We start from the raw sequence: 17,380 nt of genomic DNA on the forward strand, positions 1-17,380 counted from the left end.
TATTCATTCAATTTAATGTTTGGACAAAAATTTCGTCATATCTTTCGACAAAATATTGAGGATGCCGATGACTCTGGCATATTCCATACGGGTTGGGCCTAATATACCTATAGTTCCGAGCGCTTCACCTTCGACGGCATAAGTGGCTGTGATTAAGCTGCAGTTGGCAAAGGCAGCATGGTCATTCTCCGTACCTATACGAACCTGAATACCCGAGCCTGAAGAAGCCGAAACCAGCATTTTCATTAAAGTTGGAGTCTCCTCAAGCAAATCAAGGATGCTCTTCACTTTATCCACGTCGCGGAATTCCGGCTGGGTTAACATATTTGTTGTCCCGCTCAGGAATACGCGCTGGCCTTCATTACCACTGTCAAGAGCTTGATCCAGAACCGTCATTACCTCCTCAAAATGGGATACATGACGCTGCAGCTCTTGACCGAGCTCGGTGTAAAGTGCTGATTTCAGTTTGAAAATTGGCACCCCAGCCAGCTTGCGGTTCAGTAGATTAACGACTTTCTCCATCTCCGATACAGATACTCCGGCGGGAATAGACACCGTCTTATTCTCCACCTGTCCTGTATTCGTCACCACAATTGCAACTGCCGTATCCTCATTAAGTGGCAGCAGCTGAAAGTGGCGTAGTGAAGTATGAAAAACCTCCGGTCCCAGCAGGATGGAAGTATAATTCGTCATATGTGAGAGAATCGTGCCCGCATGTTGAATGACCTGCTCAACAACATTCAGCTTCTCAGCATAAAATGTCTTAAGCTGCATTAATTCCTCAGACGCAATAGCTTCCGGTGGAACAAGGTGATCCACGTAATATCTGTAGCCTTTATGTGAAGGTATCCGCCCCGCAGAAGTGTGGGGCTGTTCCAGGAACCCAAGCTCCTCTAAATCGGACATTTCATTTCGGATTGTAGCCGGACTGTAACCGACATCGCCACGCTTGGAAATGCTCCGAGAGCCTACAGGCTCAGCCGAACGGATATAGTCATCTACAATAGCAGTCAAAATCATTCTTTGCCGTTCCGTTAACATGATATCCCTCCTAGCGGACTTTATCGTACTTTCATTCAGCCACCGTTTCATCGTTAGCACTCACTTCTAACGAGTGCTAATCGGTAATACAAAAATACCAAACCAACCTGGACATTGTCAAGTCAGTTCGGTATCTTCGCACCACTATTTTATCGGCTTTAGGTCTACATAAAAGGTGACGTATTTTGCTGCCGAATTATTTAATTCTTACTTTCTCATAATTCTTGTTGTTATCAGGATCTATAAGGTAGTATAAATAACCTGAATCATAGTCCACCGAGCCAATTATAAAGTTGTAGACTAGGTGATAACGACTTCCCTCTTTAGTAATAGACGATGCTGGAAAGCTGCTTGGATATTGAGTCACATAAACATCTAGGTATAAGGAAACCATGGTATCCGAGATATTCAAATTATTACGCAGTTCATTAGATAGGTATAATATAAAGGTTGGCATAGCGTCTTCATTAGCATCCTGTTTATCAACCCAATCCGACCACTGATCACCATCCAGCATGGTCCCCCCGATAAGATACATCGTTCGATCCTCCGAAGGAATTACAAACCACTCAAAATCCAAATGCAGACCGTCGTAAGTTAGGCCGCCGTAGTTGTCGTTTAAGTATTTTTCTAAAGTCTTGGCACCCTCAGTATTTACAGCAGCAATGCTTGTATTAGGCTTTGATTGCACTATGGAACTTAAACTCTGTTCTGCTTGGGGCTTCGCAAGAAATGTCTTAACATCACTGGACGGAATAGCCAGGTTGATATTCGCTGAACTTTGAACGCCCGCCGAGGTCACACCTACCAACTCACCCTTCATATTAAATAGAGCTCCTCCACTGCTCCCATGATCAATAGGAGTGGAGATTTGAATGTAGTTTTGACCATCCACTTTTCTTATAGTTTGACTAACTACCCCGCTTGTCAAAGTGTTTTTGTAACCCAGAGGAGAGCCAATGGCAACAACTTCTTCTCCTAATTGAAGACTAGTAGAATCACCTATTTTAACGTATTGCAAGTTAGTGGCAGGAATTTTTAATAGAGCCAGATCAAGATCTTCATCCTTAACCAGCAAGGTTGAGGTTGTGAAAGAACGTTGATCATTAAATTCTATTTTTACTGAAGAAGCACCCTCGATCACGTGGAAGTTCGTCAGTATTTTGCCGTCACTGCTCACAACAATACCACTCCCCGTTGCGAGCGGCTTGTTGGAGCTGTCATAGGTTTCGATGTAGACTACACGATTTGACAGCTTGCCAATCTCCTGCACAGAAAAATTAGTACTAGGCTGGGCTGTAGTATTTGAACTCCCATCATACTCAAAAGAAGGAGGCTGTGGAGAAATGATATTAATCACTTGACCTTTTACCTCGATCGTATTCCCGAAAGATTCACCGATAAAACGAAGTGGAACATAAGTCACTCCATTAATAGTACGCGGCTTTGTTGTTAATGTGATTTTCGTGCCATTACGTAGGGCGAATTTCTGCCCTAATTTGATTTCAATGTTCACACCGTTTTTTGAAGCTTTTACCGTCTGAGTTTTTGCATCCCACTTCACATTAGCGCCCAGACCTTCAAAAATCGTTCTCAAGGGAACGAGTGTAGTTCCATTCTCTTGAATCGGTTTGCTGGTAAATTGCAGCTTTACTCCGTCAATATAGACGTTGATCCCTTGATCAGCTCCAAACACCGTAGCAGGTAATATTAATGATAAAAATAAAACCAACACTACTACTTTCTTCATCTTTTTTCCCCATTCTGTCTACTAAATAGTTTTACCCTCACTTAATTATAGGATAAAAGTACCAATAAAGGGAATGTTTTTTTCAAAACTAGTACAACAAACATAGATCTTTTTTCACACCAGCCACGAGAGTTCCCTATTATGAAAATAAACCACTCCCGCATATTAGCTAAATGAATGTGCTAATAAGGTTCGTGGTCTATTACGTAGTTAGTGAAACTTTATAAATTTGTGCATCACGTTAGTTCAGCATCTTCAAAACAGCAATCTCATCACACGCATGCTGCTTCGGACAGACAATGCAATCGGTCCAAACCTTCTCCGGGAAAATCTCTTTATCCACAACGGTAAAACCGTTCTTCTTAAAGAAAGAGACCTCATAGGTCAGCGCCATAATCTTCGGAATATTCCGCTCTCTGGCCTGCTTGATCAGCTCGTCGATAATCTTCGAACCAATTCCCATTCCCTGATAACCTTCGGAAATCCCAAGGGAGCGAACCTCTACCAGATCTTGTCCCAGAAGGCAAAGAGACCCGCATCCAACCACTACTCCGTCCACTTCCGCAACAACAAAGTCATTAATCTGCTGTTCAAGAACCTTGCGCGAGCGCGGCAGCATAATCCCCCGGCGTGCATATTCTTCTATCATTTCAAAAAGCGGACCAACATCTGATAATGCCGCTTGTCTGCATACCACAGCCATTATACTGCCTCCTGAGTTGTATATAATATGAATAAATATACACTAAGTCGTATAACGTTTCAATATAAAAATAACTATATTGAAACAGGGTATGCATACGCCTGACAGGGGTTACAGTGAATTCAGTTTGAAATATCCTGAAGAAGTTCTTATTCGTTATTAGCAGTCAGATAACCGATAAATTCAGCAAAAACTTCATTCCCGAACAGAATACCCTTCTCGCTGAGCTTATATCCCTCAACTTCATTTGTCCGCTCTAACAGACCAGCCTGGAGCATTTTGTCCAAGGGTGCTTTAAACTTCTCTTCGATAGAGACCCCAAACTGTTCAAAGAAATGCCTGCTCTTGATCCCGTCCAGAACACGCAGGCCAACCATAACGAAGTCTTCCATTGCCTCATCTGTAGTAACCTCAAATTGATCAAGGCGGGGCAGTCCGGTAGAAGCCGCCTCATTATAAGGATTGACGCCTTTGATGTTAATATGACGCTGCCCTCCAACGTACCCGTGAGCTCCGGCACCAAGTCCGTAATAATCCTCATTACGCCAGTAGGTCATGTTATGTCTGCTTTCGTAGCCAGGTTTAGCGAAGTTGCTAATCTCATACTGTTTATAACCGGCCTCTTTCATTCGGGACATGAGCAGCAGATACATCTGCAGCTCATCCTCCTCATCCGGCAGAGGAAGTTCATTCTTCTGATACATCGTATGGAAAAGCGTGTTCTCTTCAACTTTAAGGCTGTAGATCGAATAATGCGGAAGCCCAAGGGCCAGCGCCTTGGTAATGCTCTGATCCAGCATTTCTACAGTCTGATTCGGCAGTCCGAACATCAGATCTATGGACATATTGCTGATGCCTGCCTTATGAGCGTTCTCCAGGCTGCGGTATACATCATCCGTATTATGAATACGTCCAATGCGTCCGAGGAGTTCATTCTGGAACGCCTGCACGCCAAAGCTGACCCGGTTCACGCCGCCATCCTTCATGACAGCTAGCTTCTCCAAATCAGTTGTTCCCGGATTGGCTTCCATGGTAAATTCAATGTCTTCAGCCCATTTGGGAAAATGCCGGCGGACAGATGAAAGGAAGAACTCCATTTCTTTGGGTGTCAGTACCGTTGGCGTTCCGCCGCCAACAAAAATAGTATCAATCACTCCTGGCGGGGTTTGCTGAGTGGTGAGCTCCATCTCATGATCCAGTGCCTTCAAATACTCCATAACCGGCTGATCCTTAAGGACATAGGAATTGAAATCACAATAGAAACACTTATTTGTACAGAATGGAATGTGTATATAAATGGCTTTAGGCGCCCCAGCTCCAGCAATTCTTGAACTCGCGGCCTCACCTGACTTTATGTTAGCTGTGTTATGCATATGGTTACCCTCCTTACCTATAAGCCTTATGCTTTAAGGTAACTTCTACTGCTGTCTATTCTTCCTACTTCAAAAATCGATAACATTTATATCGATTGTTCTTTCTTCTTGCCCGCTCTCCTTACGGAAAAAGGAAAGCCTCGCGGCTTTCCTTCAGCGTTCTGACAAAGTCTTTATTATTTAATAATCAGATCAGGTAGGAGGGAAAATGTCTTGTAAGAGTTCACGTCCGCCTTTGGGAGCCCTTTGCCACCACTTGGTCTAATCAGGCAAAGGGCGGACAAGAAGCGGCTGGAAAGACATTTCCCTCATTAAATCTGCTTATTAAAAATCTCTTTGTCATCTCTGAGTATGCCGCAGCTTTCCCTTTTCTCCGTAATCTCGTTTAATCTTCGTCGATCTTCAGAACCGCCATGAACGCTTCCTGCGGCACCTCAACGCTGCCGACCTGCTTCATGCGCTTCTTACCTTCTTTCTGCTTCTCAAGCAGCTTCCGCTTACGGGAGATATCTCCGCCGTAACATTTGGCAAGTACGTTCTTACGCATCGCCTTAACCGTCTCACGCGCAACAACTTTTGTACCGATGGATGCCTGGATTGGCACCTCGAACATTTGCCGTGGGATGAGCTTTTGCAGCTTCTGGCAGATCAACCGTCCCCTGTGGAACGCTCTGTCCCGGTGAACGATGAACGAGAACGCATCGACCTGCTCACCGTTCAGCAGGATCTCCATCTTAACGAGGTTCGAAGGACGGTATCCTGTCAGCTCGTAGTCAAATGATGCATATCCTTTGGTACCGGATTTCAACTGATCAAAGAAATCGTACACGATTTCAGACAGAGGAATGTTATAGGTAATTGTAACACGCGTCGTATCCAAGTACTCCATGTTACCGAATTCACCGCGTTTGTTCTGACACAGTTCCATAACCGTACCCACGTAATCATTAGGCACGATAATGCTTGCCTTAACGTAAGGCTCCTCTACCTTATCGATCTTACCGACTTCCGGATAGTGTGAAGGGTTATCAATGGTAACCACTTCCCCATTGGTCAGTGTGACTTTGTAGATAACGCTCGGTGCCGTTGTAATCAAAGGTATGTTGAATTCACGTTCGATACGCTCCTGGATAACATCCATGTGCAGAAGGCCAAGGAATCCGCATCGGAAGCCGAATCCAAGGGCGCTAGATGTCTCCGGCTCGAAGCTCAGTGACGCATCGTTCAGCTGGAGCTTCTCAAGCGCCTCGCGCAGATCGTTATAATCCGAGGTCTCAATCGGATACAGACCGCAGTAGACCATAGGGTTAATTTTGCGGTAACCCGGTAAAGGCTCCGGTGTCGGGTTCTTCGCATCCGTTACGGTATCACCCACGCGGGTATCACCCACGGATTTGATTCCGGCAACAATGAAGCCTACATCCCCGACATTAAGCTCGTCCACAATGCCCATCCGTGGCATGAAGGCACCGACTTCAATCACTTCAAACGTCTTCTCAGTCGCCATCATTTTAATCTTGGAGCCTGCTTTGATCTTCCCGTCAATTACACGGACATACACGATGATCCCTTTGTATGGATCATAGTGAGAGTCAAAGATCAGGGCTTTCAGCGGCTGATCCGGATCTCCTGTTGGAGCCGGAACCTTGCTTACTACTTGCTCAAGGATTTCTTTAATCCCGATTCCTGCTTTGGCTGAAGCATGCACGGCTTCGCTAGCATCCAGTCCAATAACATCCTCAATCTCCTGCTTAACCCGGTCCGGGTCAGCACTCGGAAGGTCGATCTTGTTGATAACCGGTAGAATTTCAAGGTTGTTATCAAGTGCCAAGTACACATTTGCCAAAGTCTGGGCTTCAATTCCCTGCGCCGCATCGACAACCAGCAATGCACCCTCACAAGCCGCAAGGCTTCGGGAAACTTCATATGTGAAGTCGACGTGTCCCGGCGTATCGATCAAATTAAGCAGGTATTCTTCACCATCATCGGCCTTGTACGTTAATCGAACGGCCTGCAACTTGATCGTGATCCCGCGCTCACGCTCTAGATCCATCTGGTCAAGAACCTGCTCCTGCATTTCACGGGAAGATAGCGCTCCCGTATATTCTAGAATACGGTCTGCGAGCGTTGATTTACCATGGTCTATATGTGCAATAATACTGAAGTTTCTGATTTTCTTCTGTCTTGCTCTAATATCCGTCATGCCTTACCCCCACCAATGAACCTGAAGTACAATCAACTCATTATATCAGCTACGCACGATGAATTAAAGACTGCGTTTCATGAATGAGGGATTGAGTCTGCTTGTGAACCTAATTAGTTAAGGAACCAAACAAGGATACTACCCATTTGATTCCATTCTGGGAGGCTTGCTGCAGCAGCTCTCCGGTACGGTCGGCAAAATGATCAATCGGTGTCTTGGGAGATGCGGGAAGCAGGATATTCCCTGGAGTTTGAAGCACTCCAGATGTATCCTGTGTCTGAACCTGCTGCTGAATGAACTGCTGCGGTTGACCAGACTGAATATATTGCCCGTTCTGTGCCTGATAACCTGCAGCATTTGGATTATTTAAATTGCCTGAACCTACTCCCTGGACAGACTGCTGCGGATTCCCCTGTACTACACCACCTTGCACTACACTTCCTTGCACTGTACTACCTTGTCCTTGATTCGGTTGTAGCGAATTAGCAGACAAAGCAGTACCGCCCTGCTGAATATACTGCTGAGCAGTAACCATGCCCGTACCTGCGGCCATATTTGCCGGAGCTGTATCTGCAAGCTGGATGCCTATGGTGGCTCCTGCCACAAGCAATAGACCATACAGTATCGTTTTCCTGAACGTCCTCTTCATCCCCACTACCTCCTTTACTGCTTCATCCATCCCCTGTCATTAAGCATGCGGGGCCGTCGCCTTTTCCGTTTGAGCCGTATTTTTCGGCTTATTCTCCTTCGGTTCATCTACTTTCTTAGCTTTTTGATCACTCCAATACACTTCAGCAATCATATCAGCCAGGATTTTGGAGGTCCGCTCCAGCTCTTCTTTAGTATTGTCAATTCCACCAACCTCAATCAGCACACTGTTAGCCGAAAAAGATTGATTGTACTCTCCGTTGCCCTGTGCAGAGGTTTTCCCCCAAATGCCGCGGGAAATGCCGGGGTAAGCCTTTTCCAGCCGGCTGTGGATCCGGCTTGCAAATGCTTCATTCTTCCGCCAATTCGGATTGGCGTGGCCGATAATAAAGTAGAGTTGGGCATAGGTCACTCCGTTTAATGTCGTTGTTGTCTTTTTATAACGTTGGGAGTCCCTATGAATATCAATGAAATAAGAAAGATCCTGGTTCTGGCTCAGTGCCTCTTTCACGGTAGCTCTTGAGTACTTGTACGAGTAGTTATAGTTGTAGTTCTTGACAGAGGAAGCATAGTCAGCAAGCGTATGGAGCGTAGACAGACCTTTTCGCTCGAGCTCCTTGGTTACCATACTCCCAACAACACCCACATTTTTGGAGAAATTCGCCGAACTCGGATTGTCACCCGATGACCCAAGCAGCGGATTATAGGATTCTTGAGGATGAGAATGATAGATCATGACGACTTTCTTGGAGCCTGGTTTTACACCTTGACTTTTATCGGTCTGTCCGCCTTTCTCCGCGCCACTTGGTGCCTTGTCCTTGTCAGGCTTAGTAACATCTGCCTGATTCGCCTTATCTGAGGCCGGCTTATCGGCAGCCGGATTATAATCCTCTGGTGCATCAACTGCCTTGTTACCTGAACCCGTGCGCAGAAGGACGGGATTGTTTGCCCCGAGACCTGGAACTTCACGAGCCAGTAAGGTTTTGGGATCAGAAGGATTCACATTGGTCAGCAGCTGGAACACGAAATTTGTCATGTTCTTGCCCGAGAGAGCCGAAGGGCCTTGTCCGTTACCAAGATGCGGAACCTCCATACCTACCATGTCTACGAAGAAGCGGCTGGACAGTGAGGCCGCGAGGCCTTTCATAGAGGACACCGGAGAAGTATTGAGGCTTCGTTCTGCCAACCCTCCTATGCCAAGAAGAATAAAAAACACTATCGACAACACCATGAGCAGCAGCAAAGTACGGCCCATTGCGAGCACCTGCATCAGTTTCTGTCTCCATTTCGCAACATTCCACGTTCTGAATGATTTCATCGTCGCCTTGTCCTCCTCTTAGCCGGTTAAGTAGTTAACTCTTATAGTTCAAATCTATGAACCGGGCTAGAAAGGTAGAACCTCAATCTCACAAAAAAAAGAAGTCCGCTAGATTGCGAACTTCATAGGTTTGACTTCCATCTCCTAGTGGGTATATGCCCCGACATTATCAGCATTGACCGCTTTATGCAGCGAAGCATTTAAGCCGCTGGCAATAATATTGGCAATATCCTCGATAAATTCGTCAATTTCTTTGGGGGTTACGATCACATCGTGACCGAGCGGCTGCAGAACTTCTTTTACCAGACCCAGTCTCTCCTGTTCGCTTAACTCAGTAATAAGCCCCATAATCTGCTTCGTCTGACCGCTTCCAGCCCCCCCGTGTTCCTGATCAAAATGCTTGAGCAGAAGATCAAACGTATTATTCACTATGGTGGAGGCATAACAAACGGTTGGAACACCTATAGCGATACAAGGTACGCCAAGAATTTCCTTGGTCAATCCGCGCCGCTTATTTCCTATACCCGAACCCGGGTGAATGCCGATATCGGCAATCTGTATCGTAGTGTTCAGACGATCCAGGGATTTCGAGGCGAGAGCGTCAATCGCAATAATAACATCCGGCTTGGTTCGCTCAACTATGCTCTGTACAATCTCGCTGGATTCGATCCCCGTTGTTCCAAGCACTCCTGGAGCTATGGCGCTAACTTCACGGTAACCAGGGGCAACCTGATCCGGAGCAAGCTGGTAGAAATGGCGGGTTACTAAGGCATTCTCAACAACAAGCGGACCCAGCGCATCGGGCGTAACATTCCAGTTCCCAAGCCCGACAATTAGCACCTTTTTGTCTTCTGTAATCCCGATTTTGTCCAGGAAGCCGGTAAATTCCGTTACAAATGTGGCTGCCACTCTTTCCTGCAGTCCTGTATCCTGATTCCTTAAGGCAGGAACCTCTATCGTTACATAATGGCCTTGAACTCTGCCAATCTGCATGGAGGCCGACTCATTAAGTACATCAAGCCGGGTCACCTTGATCCCGTCATCTTCAGTAATATCCTCATTCAATCCTGGGATTGGGGCACCGTGCATACGTTCAGCCAATTCCTTGGCTTCCAAGGCTAAGTCCGTTCTCACCATATACTGACTTAGATCGAGCGTCATTCCTGCAACCTCCTTAGTGAATGTTTCCTTTATTGTGCGGGAGAGGCGTGCAGATTATACAATAGATGTTTTATGATGAATTTATTGCTTTTTAAAAGGGCACATGCTAAAATATTTTAAGTTGTGAATTTTCGATAGATGCTTTACAGGAGGTGAATGCAATGCCTAACATTAAATCCGCCATTAAACGTGTGAAAACTAATGACAAACGCCGCGCGCTGAACGCTTCTCAAAAGTCTGCTCTTCGTACGGTTGTTAAAGCCGCTGATTCCGCACTGGCTAACAACGAAGTGGACACAGCTAAAGCCGCTTTCGCCGCAGCTTCCAAGAAATTGGATAAAGCCGTAACGAAAGGTTTGATCCATAAAAATGCAGCTGCTCGTAAGAAATCCCGCTTGGCAAAAAAATTGAACGCTCTTACAAAGCAAGCGTAAGGCGCTATTATATGTCAAATGCATGAAACGGGCACTTCCCTCTGGGAAGTGCCCGTTTTTTGATTGGCTGCGCAGCGGACCCAGAAGAGGGCTTTGGCATATCCGCCAAAGCCCTCTCTATTATGCTCCGAGTCCGAGCAGGAACATTTCAAGTCCAAGAACCTTATCGATCCGGCCGCTCTTCATCCGGAAGTCCAGCTCAGCCAGCTCCGATAATGAACGTCTGAGCCGGCTTACCTCGAACTTTCTAGCTTGCTCACCTGCGATCTTAACCGCATACGGATGAAGTCCCAGCTGTGAGGCGATCTGCTGCTGAGAATAACTTTGTCCGCCGAGCTCCTTTACCTGGAGCATAATCCGGAACTGCCTTGCAATCAGAGCAGCAATCTTAATCGGCTCCTCACGCTGCTTGAGCAGCTCGTAGAATGTGGATAAGGCTCGCTCGAGCTTGAGATTGGCAATATCCTCGACCATGCCGAACACATTCTGTTCTGTCGTCCGTGCTACGAGCTGGTTAATCGCCTCAGTTGTGATAGTACCTCCAGCTCCAGCATATAGACACAGCTTGTTCACCTCGGCAGACAGCGCAGCCATCTGCACTCCGGCACTGGCCAGCAGCGCCCCAGCCGCCGTCTCATCCATAGTGCAGTTCCGGCTGGAGGCCTGCTTGATCACCCACTGAATCAGCTCATTGCCTCCAAGTGGCATGAACGAGAGCACCTGCCCTTTCGCCTTCATGGCTTTGACGGTCTTCTTCCGTTCGTCCAGCTTCTCCCCATTTACCGTAAATACGACGACACTATGTTCAGCCGGATTATCGAGATACGCCAGCAAGCGATCAACCTTGTGCTCAATTTTCCCACTTTCCTTAGCGGCTGAGAACAGCGAGCTGTCACGAACCAGAACCAGCTTGCGTTCTACAAGAAAGGGCAGCGTTTCTGCCTCTTCCACAACCGTCTCGATCTGGGTATCGGCCAGATCATAGTGGGCCACGGCGAAATCACGATTCTCCGGATCAACAATCTGATCTTGAATCAGCTGAATAAATTCCTGAATCTGATACTTCTCCGAGCCATAACATAAATATAATGGGGATACTTGACCCCTCTTAATCTCTTTGATTGCTGCCTTCATGTCCAAAGCTGCTTATCCCTCCTGCCATTACCTCTCTATTGTATGTAAAACTTGTTTCCAAGTCTACGCTCGGCCCCTGATCCACGTGATGCAACCTTACGATAAAACAACAAAGAGACCCGTACCATATGGCACTAAGGTCTCTTTGTCCCGGAACATCTATATAAACGTCAGGCAAGAAAGCTCTAGAAACTCTCTGCCCGGCGGTCATAGACGATCAGGAAACTCATTGCTCGTTACTTATTATATAACCTATTCAGATAGGTCTGAAAAGGTTCCTATTGTGACAAATTGGTGGAATTTCCCTTATCCGTATTATCTACGTTAATGGAGTAATCTTTAGTGATCTCATCCTTTGAGGTCTGATAATTGAAGATTTTGCTATCCTCAGACCACTCACCCTTCACCCAATCTCCATTTAAATTAATGTCTGACAAAAGTGTCCGGCTCTGTCCGTCATTGACATAGACTTTCAGGTGATTCTGTTCGACTTCCGCCGTATATTTACCGTCCGGGGACACTTTAATTGGCGGGAAGCTGGTAATTCCCATGAAGGAGTTGTCAGGCTTCGTGACAGGTCCAGTTGCAGTGACCTTTTTGTCAGGAGCCTCAGCTACCTGATTCTCTTGGCTCCCCTGTGTATCTGCCGGTTTCTTCGCATCGACTTTGTCAGAGGAAGCAGATTCATGCACTGAGGAAGAGTCTGCGCCAGCGGCTGTTGTCTTCTTGTCACGAATAGAAGCCGATTCTTTCTTTGGACTCTGCTGTGTCTTCTTCTCAGGTACAGAGGACTGAACCGAGCTGCCTTGCTCCTTGGGAGCTGCAGCCGAATTATTCGCCATCTCGTTATCCTTAGTGGATGCCTCTGTCTTCAATTCCGTCTTCGCATCCGCCTGCTCGCTATCAGCTGAGGGAGCTACTTCATCCGTGGACTTCGCAGTCTGATCTTGACCCCCAGAAGGAGTCACCGTATCCGATGCAGCCGTTCCGGGTGAATTCTCATCTGTAATTGACTTCTCCTGATGAGAAGATGAAGTTGCAGTTGAGGCAATTTCAGCATTAGGTACTGAAGTAGGCTCATGCTGATAGATAAAGAGACCTAATATCACGGCCGCTGCAGCCACTCCGCCGACCCAAGATCTTGAAGACCTGCTGCGCCAAACTGAACTTCGCTTCGGCTGAGTGGTCCGGCTCTGAACTGTTCTCATTAAAGGAACCTCGGACTGAGTCAGCTCAAGTGTGCTTCCTTCTTCCGCACGCGCTCTATCAATCTCCTGAAGTTTTGGCAATATGGAGTCGACAATACTATACTTCGGAGTTACATCCGGAAGCTGATAGAGATTGTCCGACAAATGTTTCAGTAACCCGAACGCTTCAGCACAATTATCACAGCTGCGAAGATGCACAATCAGACGATCGCTCTCTTCAACACTCAGATCCCCGTCCAAATAACGATGCATCCATTCCACCGCTTCCGGGCATTTCATCCTGATACACCACCTTTCTGATAATCTTGTAGTAAGTTCTGTAGCTGTTGCCTTGCTCGAAACAAATAGGATTTAACAGTATTAAGCGGGAGGTCTAGACAATCGGCAATTTCACTATAGGATAAGTCCTGAACATATCTAAGTACGACAACTGAGCGATGATGATCCGGAAGCTGATTGATCGCCTCCTGAATGTCTTGTGCCAAGTAAGTCGACATGACCTGCCGCTCCACATTCTCCTTACCCTGAAATACCATCTCATGTTCATCAATGGATACGGTAGGTTTGCTGCGACGAAATTTGTCGATACATATATTGGTTACAATCCGCTGAACCCAGGTCTTGAACTGAGCCTTCTCTTCATAGGAATCAATTTTGGTATACACACGAATAAGTGCTTCCTGGGCGGCATCATGGGCATCCTGCTCATTATTCAGAATATAATAGGCTGTGCGATACACCTGTTGTTCTATCTCTCGCAATAGGGTAATTAGAGCGTCGCGATCGCCTGATTGAGCGGCTCTGATGAGTCCCTGCTCGACCACAAAGGATCCCCCTTCCTTGCAACTATACAGACGTTACATTTAGGTAATATGTTGCAATAACATCTTCTCTTTTTTCTCATTTTACCGCAGAAATAATATGGAAAAACACTGGTTGTTTATGCCATAAGTCTCACCTAAGAATAACAGAAATCTGACACAGAGTCATCCGGGCCTTCAATACGCGCAGAGGAATGGTTTCATATAGTGATTTTAGTCCTTCTGAGCCAGCTTATGTCGTGTGACTAGCCCCGTGGAGCGTACTTGTATTTGGATCTCACCCATCTCATCGGTGCGGTGGATCTGAATCTCCCGCTTTTTCAATTTATCCAAAGTATCCGTATGTGGATGACCGTAGCTGTTCGACACACCCACAGAAATGACGGCTGCCTTAGGCCTCCAGTAATCCAGCCAGTCCTCTGAGGTCGATGTATGGCTTCCATGATGGGCAACTTTTAGAACATCGAGAGTTTCGAGACTCTCGGAGGAACCCAGTTTCTCAAGCACGTCCTGCTCTGAGGCTGTGTCCATATCTCCTGTGAATAGAAAGCGGGCACCGTCCATCTCCATTAGAAATGCAATGGATACATGGTTCTGTTCCTGGATAAAAGGGAGTTTCCCCGCGTTACCTTCTACAGACGTAACAGGCGCCAGAAACGTCAGCATCGTGCGGCTGTCCGGTTTAATCTGCATCCCCCCGAAGATGGAGTAAATCTTAATCTTTTTGCTCAGGGCCGTATGTACAAGATCCTTGATGGTCTTGGTGTCGGTAAGAGTTCCATTTATTAATAATGCATGTACTGGAATAGAATCCAGCACGGCCTGAAGTCCCCCGGCATGATCCTGATCCCCATGCGTTAGAATGATGGCGTCAAGCTCGTGAACACCTCTTTTCTTCAGCAAAGGCACGACCACCTTCGCACCGACCTCGTAAGGCTCTTTCTTGTTCCTCCAAGCTTCCTTCGGCTTCCCGAATGTAACGGTACCCCCTCCATCCACCAGGATGTTCCGGCCTTCAGGTGTAGTAATAAGTGCACAGTCCCCCTGGCCAACATCAAGGAACTGGACCGTTCCCGTGTTATAAGGGTTCTCCGGCTGATATCCGGTATACAACAGTCCCACCAGAACGCAGCAGCTTAGAACTTGGCCCACGGAGTAGATTCTGAGCCTACGGCGACTCAGATTGCTAACCCTTGATACAGGGGATAAATCCGGAGTAAGAGGCTGAGTCTCGTTGGAGGCAAAATTACTGATAGCTGGATACTCTGACTCTGCTCTTCGTCTACCTAGATACAAGAAACAGTAGATGACAATATAGTATGCGGCTACCCAGCCTGCCGTGGGTGATTTCCAGATGGTCATAAATCCGCTCCGGTTATTCATCCAGGATGCTGTCATAAATGTAAGCTCATTCATTATTTGGACGGGATAGGCGATCCATCTGCCTAATTGCAGCCACAACAAGCTAAGCAGTAGAGCAGCAGTCCCGGCGGATAGAGAGAACACCCCAACAATAGGTACGATGAGGAAGTTGGCTGTAAGGGACAGCAGAGAGAATTGATTGAAATAATAGATGGTTAAGGGGAACGATACAATCTGGGCCACGAGGGTCATGGATGCGGCAGTTCTTATTTTGTCCGGGAGAAAGCTCAATAACGGATTCACCAAAGGGACAAGCAGGATTAATCCAGCAGTGACGATAAAGGATAGCTGAAAGCTAATATTGTACAAATAATACGGCTCCCAGATTAACATCAAGAGAGCTGCCGCCGCTAAAATATTCAAAGCATCCTTAAAAAGCCCCCTTCGGAGCAAGTAAATGCCAAGCATAGCCATGATTCCAGATCGGACCACAGAAGGGGTCAACCCAGTTAGTAAGACGTAGAGCGGGATAAATATCAGCACGACAAGATAAGCTTTCTCTTGGCTGACTCTAAATCGTCTTAGCAGCCAGAACAAGATACTCATATTAATAGCGACATGACTTCCCGAAATAGCAAGAATGTGGGTTAGACCGAGCTGGGAAAAGCTGCTGTAGGTCTCCGGATCGAGGTCATCGGTTACGCCGATTAACAACCCCTTCATGAAACCGGCACTTGGTTCTTCAAATAACTGACTGATACGGGCGGCCAATTGACTCCGTAGCTGATCTGTCCATCCCATTATGGCAGTAAAGCTCCAGCTCCCCGCTGCCGTCTGGACATTTGCTGCCCCTTTAACTTTGAATATCCAGTGAATGTGTTCCCTATGTAAATACTCGCTGTAATCAAAGCCGCCAAAATTGCGGGCCGGAGCAGGTGAGGCGAGACTCACATTCTTCAATTGTACAACTTGTCCCCGTACCCACTTTCGAGAATCTCCAAGCTCCTCTTCACTAAGCAGGCGAACCTGTACAATCACCATTTCACTACGCAGATCGTTCACAGTCAGCGAATTCTGTTCTGGCCGATCTATAGAGATACGGGTAAGCCTGATCCTAAAATCCGTTCGGTCCCCATCCGTAACGGGAGCAGAGACGATAACTCCCGCCGCCTTGCTGATTACAGATTCTTCCGCTGTTATAGCATGTGTGTCCAAAATATTCGTTATCATGCTCACATTCCTGATCTCATTATAATTCCAGAACTGAGCTGAAGCCGCGAAGAGCAGCCAGTATATCAGAGTTTGCTTCCAGCTGCACTTAGTTAGGTGACCTATTAGAGGAAAAGCCAATGTCGCTCCTGTCCAAAAACACCAGAAAAGCCATCCTTGATACTGACTTGCCATTACACTGCCTGTGATCCACAAGCACACAGCTATCAACAGTGGTCTCCGAGTCATCCCCCCCTATCTCCTTTCATTCCACCCAGTAATTTAGAAGAAAATAAAAAGAACCGCACCCTGCTTCCATCGCAAGATGAGGTTCTTCCTCAGCACAAAGCTATTAATTTACCATCTATTCAGTAATACCAGGAATACCATTACAGGTACTGCTATGATACTACTATAGGAACTGCTAACGGGAACTACTTACGGGTATGGCTACCGGTAACTGCTCCGAGTGAGTATACCCTCCACTAATCCTGCACCTTCTGGACCGTCTCCGGTGGCGGACAATAACCTTCAAGCTGCCTGAACATGATCCCTTTTTGATCCATCATGGCCTTAACTTTAGCCGAATCTTTAGGATACGGGCGGTGGTATACAATTAGGGTAATCCCGCTATTTGCGAGCATATTGGCACATGTCCAGCACGGCTCATCAGTCACATATACACTGGAGCCTTCCCGGTCAATCCGATCGGTAAAAAGCAGCAGATTCTGCTCCGCATGAATCGTCCGAACACAGCGCTGCTTCTTGATCATCCGCTCCTCCTGGCCGTTCTCAGTAACCAGTTCATATTCCTCGGCAATCATACAGCCGGCTTCAGAACAATCCGGAACTCCCGATGGCGCACCGTTATAAGCTGTTCCCAGCAGCTTCTTGCCTTGTACAAGAACTGAACCTACATGGCGCCTGCTGCAGCGCGAACGGGTGGACACCATATAAGCAATATCCATGAAATAAGTATCCCAATCTTTCCGTTTATCCAGGTTCACCTTCCCCA

General features: G+C 46.8%; 14 protein-coding genes. 1 reads left to right on the forward strand and 13 read right to left on the reverse strand.

Annotated features, from left to right (window positions below):
• Nucleotides 1-12: 12 nt before the first annotated feature.
• The 8 genes from hrcA to gpr form a co-directional block, all read right to left on the reverse strand.
• Nucleotides 13-1,041, reverse strand: a complete 1,029-nt coding sequence (gene hrcA, locus EJP77_RS05630) for a heat-inducible transcriptional repressor HrcA (RefSeq protein ID WP_127198141.1) — start codon at nt 1,039-1,041, stop codon at nt 13-15.
• A 196-nt stretch (nt 1,042-1,237) separates the two neighbouring features.
• Nucleotides 1,238-2,791 (reverse strand): stalk domain-containing protein, encoded by a 1,554-nt coding sequence (locus EJP77_RS05635; protein ID WP_127198142.1) that lies wholly within the window; start codon nt 2,789-2,791, stop codon nt 1,238-1,240.
• Nucleotides 2,792-3,032: 241 nt separating this feature from the next.
• Nucleotides 3,033-3,494, reverse strand: a complete 462-nt coding sequence (locus EJP77_RS05640; protein ID WP_127198143.1) for an N-acetyltransferase — start codon at nt 3,492-3,494, stop codon at nt 3,033-3,035.
• Between the two features lie 149 nt (nt 3,495-3,643).
• A complete protein-coding gene (gene hemW / locus EJP77_RS05645) occupies nt 3,644-4,867 on the reverse strand; it encodes a radical SAM family heme chaperone HemW (protein ID WP_127198144.1) in 1,224 nt (407 codons plus the stop codon).
• Between the two features lie 385 nt (nt 4,868-5,252).
• Entirely contained in the window at nt 5,253-7,070 is a 1,818-nt protein-coding gene (lepA, locus tag EJP77_RS05650; protein WP_127198145.1) for a translation elongation factor 4, read from the reverse strand.
• A 109-nt stretch (nt 7,071-7,179) separates the two neighbouring features.
• Nucleotides 7,180-7,719, reverse strand: coding sequence for a hypothetical protein (locus EJP77_RS05655; RefSeq protein WP_127198146.1), 540 nt, complete (start codon nt 7,717-7,719; stop codon nt 7,180-7,182).
• Nucleotides 7,720-7,758: 39 nt separating this feature from the next.
• Nucleotides 7,759-9,036 carry a stage II sporulation protein P gene (locus EJP77_RS05660; RefSeq protein WP_127198147.1) on the reverse strand — a complete coding sequence of 426 codons (1,278 nt, stop codon included), beginning with the start codon at nt 9,034-9,036 and terminating at the stop codon, nt 7,759-7,761.
• 144 nt (nt 9,037-9,180) lie between these two features.
• Entirely contained in the window at nt 9,181-10,197 is a 1,017-nt protein-coding gene (gene gpr, locus EJP77_RS05665) for a GPR endopeptidase (protein ID WP_127198148.1), read from the reverse strand.
• A gap of 161 nt (nt 10,198-10,358) precedes the next feature.
• Between gpr and rpsT the strand changes: the two genes are divergently transcribed.
• Nucleotides 10,359-10,631 (forward strand): 30S ribosomal protein S20, encoded by a 273-nt coding sequence (gene rpsT, locus EJP77_RS05670; protein WP_068616180.1) that lies wholly within the window; start codon nt 10,359-10,361, stop codon nt 10,629-10,631.
• Between the two features lie 120 nt (nt 10,632-10,751).
• Here rpsT and holA read toward each other — a convergent pair whose 3' ends face one another.
• The 5 genes from holA to EJP77_RS05695 all read right to left on the reverse strand — a co-directional run bounded on the left by holA (nt 10,752) and on the right by EJP77_RS05695 (nt 17,372).
• Nucleotides 10,752-11,771 carry a DNA polymerase III subunit delta gene (gene holA, locus EJP77_RS05675; protein WP_127198149.1) on the reverse strand — a complete coding sequence of 340 codons (1,020 nt, stop codon included), beginning with the start codon at nt 11,769-11,771 and terminating at the stop codon, nt 10,752-10,754.
• 272 nt (nt 11,772-12,043) lie between these two features.
• Entirely contained in the window at nt 12,044-13,252 is a 1,209-nt protein-coding gene (locus tag EJP77_RS05680; protein WP_127198150.1) for an anti-sigma factor family protein, read from the reverse strand.
• A complete protein-coding gene (locus EJP77_RS05685; protein ID WP_127198151.1) occupies nt 13,249-13,797 on the reverse strand; it encodes an RNA polymerase sigma factor in 549 nt (182 codons plus the stop codon). Before EJP77_RS05685 ends, EJP77_RS05680 begins: the two co-directional genes overlap by 4 nt.
• A 210-nt stretch (nt 13,798-14,007) precedes the next feature.
• Complete coding sequence (locus tag EJP77_RS05690) at nt 14,008-16,614, reverse strand: DNA internalization-related competence protein ComEC/Rec2 (RefSeq protein ID WP_127198152.1); 2,607 nt, start codon at nt 16,612-16,614, stop codon at nt 14,008-14,010.
• 236 nt (nt 16,615-16,850) lie between these two features.
• Entirely contained in the window at nt 16,851-17,372 is a 522-nt protein-coding gene (locus EJP77_RS05695; RefSeq protein WP_127198153.1) for a deoxycytidylate deaminase, read from the reverse strand.
• Nucleotides 17,373-17,380: the final 8 nt, after the last annotated feature.

The sequence above is a fragment of the Paenibacillus zeisoli genome, from assembly GCF_003994465.1.
GTDB lineage: Bacteria > Bacillota > Bacilli > Paenibacillales > Paenibacillaceae > Fontibacillus > Fontibacillus zeisoli.

Bases quoted from the DNA above. Each gene is read 5' to 3' on its own strand.
- hrcA (WP_127198141.1), bottom strand. From the start codon at position 1,041: ATGTTAACGGAACGGCAAAGAATGATTTTGACTGCTATTGTAGATGAC.
- EJP77_RS05635 (WP_127198142.1), bottom strand. From the start codon at position 2,791: ATGAAGAAAGTAGTAGTGTTGGTTTTATTTTTATCATTAATATTACCT.
- EJP77_RS05640 (WP_127198143.1), bottom strand. From the start codon at position 3,494: ATGGCTGTGGTATGCAGACAAGCGGCATTATCAGATGTTGGTCCGCTT.
- hemW (WP_127198144.1), bottom strand. From the start codon at position 4,867: ATGCATAACACAGCTAACATAAAGTCAGGTGAGGCCGCGAGTTCAAGA.
- lepA (WP_127198145.1), bottom strand. From the start codon at position 7,070: ATGACGGATATTAGAGCAAGACAGAAGAAAATCAGAAACTTCAGTATT.
- EJP77_RS05655 (WP_127198146.1), bottom strand. From the start codon at position 7,719: ATGAAGAGGACGTTCAGGAAAACGATACTGTATGGTCTATTGCTTGTG.
- EJP77_RS05660 (WP_127198147.1), bottom strand. From the start codon at position 9,036: ATGAAATCATTCAGAACGTGGAATGTTGCGAAATGGAGACAGAAACTG.
- gpr (WP_127198148.1), bottom strand. From the start codon at position 10,197: ATGACGCTCGATCTAAGTCAGTATATGGTGAGAACGGACTTAGCCTTG.
- rpsT (WP_068616180.1), top strand. From the start codon at position 10,359: ATGCCTAACATTAAATCCGCCATTAAACGTGTGAAAACTAATGACAAA.
- EJP77_RS05680 (WP_127198150.1), bottom strand. From the start codon at position 13,252: ATGAAATGCCCGGAAGCGGTGGAATGGATGCATCGTTATTTGGACGGG.
- EJP77_RS05690 (WP_127198152.1), bottom strand. From the start codon at position 16,614: ATGACTCGGAGACCACTGTTGATAGCTGTGTGCTTGTGGATCACAGGC.